We start from the raw sequence: 2,990 nt of genomic DNA on the forward strand, positions 1-2,990 counted from the left end.
GTCATGGATCGCGGGACGAACCGGGACGGGACCACGCTGGTCTTCCTGTCGCACGACCCCGACCAGCATCACCAGCTCGTGCTGGTGACCGGCCGGCCCCCCGGCATCGACTACAACGTCGTGAACCAGATCTCGTTCAAGCTGCCCACGCTCGCCGACCTCAAGGCCATGCACGCGCGCGTGCGCGAGGCAGGCATCAAAGAGTTCCGCATCGTCACCCACGGCAACGCCTGGTCGGTCTACTTCCCGGACCCCGAGGGCAACCGCGTCGAGCTCTTCGTCGATACTCCCTGGCACACGCCGCAACCCTTCGCGGAGCCGTTCGACATCGAAGCGCCGGTCGAGGCGATCCTGGCGCGGACCGAGGCCATCTGCCGGAGCCGTCCCGGGTTCGTGTCGCGCGTCGAGTGGCGGAAGGCCCAGGTGGAGAGGATGGCATGACGCCGGTCCGCTTGGCGGCGGTGGGCGTCGGGCGCTGGGGCGGCGTGCTCGCCGACGCGGCGGGGCGCGGGACCGGCCTGACCGTCGTCGCCTGCACCAGCCGCTCCCCCCAGAACCGCGCGCTCTTCGCCAAGACCTACGGCTGTCGCGACCTTCCGAGCTACGAGGCCGTCCTGGCCGATCCTGAGGTGGAGGGCGTGCTCATCACGACGCCCCACTCGGTTCACGCCGAGCAGGTCGTGGCCGCCGCCGGCGCCGGCAAGCACGTGTTCGTGGACAAGCCCTTCACCCTCACGGTCGCGGACGGACGACGCGCGACGGAAGCCTGCCGCCGGGCGAGGGTCGTCCTCGCCGTCGGCCACCAGCGGCGCAAGCAGGCGGCCAGCCGGGCTCTCAAGCGGCTGCTCGACGAGGGGGCCCTGGGCCGCGTCGCCCAGGTCGAGGGAAACTTCTCGGGTGACATCGGCTTCACGTTCAAGCCGGGCCTCTGGCGCGCGGACCGCGCGGAGACCCCGGCGGGGGCCATGACCAACATCGGTATCCACCACGTGGACACGTACCAGTACCTCCTGGGCCCCATCGCCCGCGCGACGGCCTTCTCGCGGCGGGTGGCCCTTACGGGCGTGGACATCGACGACGCGACCTCCATCCTCTTCGAGTTCGCCTCGGGCAGCCTGGGCTACCTCGGCACCTCCTGGGTGCACGCGAACCGGACAGCCGTCATCACGCTGCACGGCACCGAAGCGCAGGCCTGGAGCGAGGAGGACGGCACGCGCCTCTTCCTCGGCCGCCGCGGCCAGCCGGAGCGGACGGCGGTGCCGCTGACGCCGCTGGACCCGGTGGTCGAGGAGCTGGCCGAGTTCGCGCGCTGCGTGAGGGATGGGACGAGGCCGGAGGTGGGCGGCGAGGAGGCGACGGCCAACGTCGCCGTGCTGGAGGCGATCGTCGAGTCGGTGGAGACCGGACGCGCGGTTGCGGTAGGGAGCAAGGAGGGACGGCGATGAAGCGACTGGCGATGGGCATCGTGCTGGTGATGGGCCTGGCGGCGGCGGAGGCGCAGGCGCCCGGCAAGTGGGTCAAGCTGGCGGCCTTCCCCGAGCCAGCCGAGGAGCTGTACGGCGCGGCGGCCGGCGGCAAGCTCTACGTGTTCGGCGGCCTGGCGCCGGGCTGGAAGCCGCGGGCGCTGGCCTTCGAGTACGACCCCGCCACCGACCGCTGGACCAAGAAGAAGCCGATGGCGCTGGCCTCGCACCACGTCGCCTTCACCGAGCTCAACGGGAAGATCTACGCCTTCGGCGGCTTCGTCCTGCCCGCGTCCGGGCCCCCGGCGTGGGTCCCCATCGACAATGCCTGGGAGTACGACCCCGCCGCCGACAGTTGGAAAGGGCTGGCGCCGATGCCCACCAAGCGCGGCTCGCCGGTGGCGGCGACGGTCAACAACAAGATCTACGTGATCGGCGGGGCGAGCACCCATCCCGGCTCCTCGGAGCCCGCCGTTCATCCCGCCCGTCCCCACCGAGCGCTCTCCACCGTGGAAGAGTACGACCCCGCCACGAACACCTGGCGCGGGCGCTCGCCGATGCCGACGGCGCGGAACCACGCGGCGGTGGGGGTCGTGAGCGGCAAGATCTACGTCATCGGCGGCCGGCTCAGCGCCGCGTTCGTCAGCGTGTCCAGCCCGACCGACGTCGTGGAGGAGTACGACCCCGCGACCGACCAGTGGGGCGCCGTCAAGGCGCGCATGCCGACGCCGCGCAGCGCGGTGGCGTGGGGGGTCCAGGGGGGGCGCATCTACGTGGCGGGGGGTGAGTATCAGGACGATCGACTGATGGCCGCGTTCCGCGCGCTCGAGGCGTACGACCCTGCCGGCAACCGGTGGGCGGTGCTGCCGCGCATGCCGGTCCCGCGGCACGGCCTGGCCGGGGCCGTCGTCGGCAACCGATTGCACCTGGTCAGCGGCGACGTCCAGTCGGCGGGGATCGCGGGAATGCACCTCCACTCGGAGTCCCACGACGCGTTCGAGATCGCGGACAGGTAGGGAGGAGGAAGGACATGCCGGTGTTCAAGTGGAGCGAGCTCGAGAAGGAAGCCGTCGACCCGGAGCATCCTTCGGCAACGGGTTCGATCTTCCGAGGGGAAAAGATCGCGGTCGCGCGACTGCTCTTTCCGGCCGCCACCGAGGTGAAGCCCCACGCCCGGCCCCACGAGCAGGTGCACTCGATCGTCAGGGGGAAGGCGAAGTACCGCGTGGGCGGGGACGAGAAGGTCGTCGGCCCCGGAGAGGCCGTTCTCATCCGGTCGAACACAGAGCACTCGCTCCACGTCCTGGAGGAGATGGAGGTCATCGGCTTCCAGGACGTGGGGCCCGCCGCCAGCGCCAAGCCAAAAGGCGCCAAGGGCTCGGTCTTCTTCAAGTGGGACGAGATGAAGTCGGACTTCATCACGCCGAAGTACTCCTCGGGGCAGGGCCCGACGATCACGGGAGAACGGATCGAGGTGGCCTTCATGTTCTATCCCGCCGGGACCGAGGGGAAGCCCCATTCGCATCC

At 70.8% G+C, this 2,990-nt stretch carries 4 protein-coding genes; all 4 read left to right on the forward strand.

Features of this window, described 5'->3' with window-relative positions; genetic code table 11:
- Positions 1-441 (forward strand): VOC family protein (locus tag VGV13_18435; protein HEV8643068.1); only part of this gene is annotated, 441 nt, incomplete at its 5' end.
- Entirely contained in the window at positions 438-1,445 is a 1,008-nt protein-coding gene (locus VGV13_18440) for a Gfo/Idh/MocA family oxidoreductase (protein ID HEV8643069.1), read from the forward strand. The genes VGV13_18435 and VGV13_18440, both read left to right, overlap by 4 nt.
- On the forward strand, positions 1,442-2,479 hold the full coding sequence (locus VGV13_18445) for a kelch repeat-containing protein (GenBank protein ID HEV8643070.1): 1,038 nt from the start codon (positions 1,442-1,444) through the stop codon (positions 2,477-2,479). Before VGV13_18440 ends, VGV13_18445 begins: the two co-directional genes overlap by 4 nt.
- A gap of 14 nt (positions 2,480-2,493) precedes the next feature.
- On the forward strand, positions 2,494-2,990 hold a 497-nt coding region (locus tag VGV13_18450; GenBank protein HEV8643071.1), incomplete at its 3' end, for a cupin domain-containing protein.

The sequence above is a fragment of the Candidatus Methylomirabilota bacterium genome (genome assembly GCA_036001065.1).
Taxonomy (GTDB): domain Bacteria; phylum Methylomirabilota; class Methylomirabilia; order Rokubacteriales; family CSP1-6; genus MNEF01.

Coding starts and splice junctions, on each gene's coding strand:
- VGV13_18445 (HEV8643070.1), top strand. CDS start 1,442: ATGAAGCGACTGGCGATGGGCATCGTGCTGGTGATGGGCCTGGCGGCG.
- VGV13_18440 (HEV8643069.1), top strand. CDS start 438: ATGACGCCGGTCCGCTTGGCGGCGGTGGGCGTCGGGCGCTGGGGCGGC.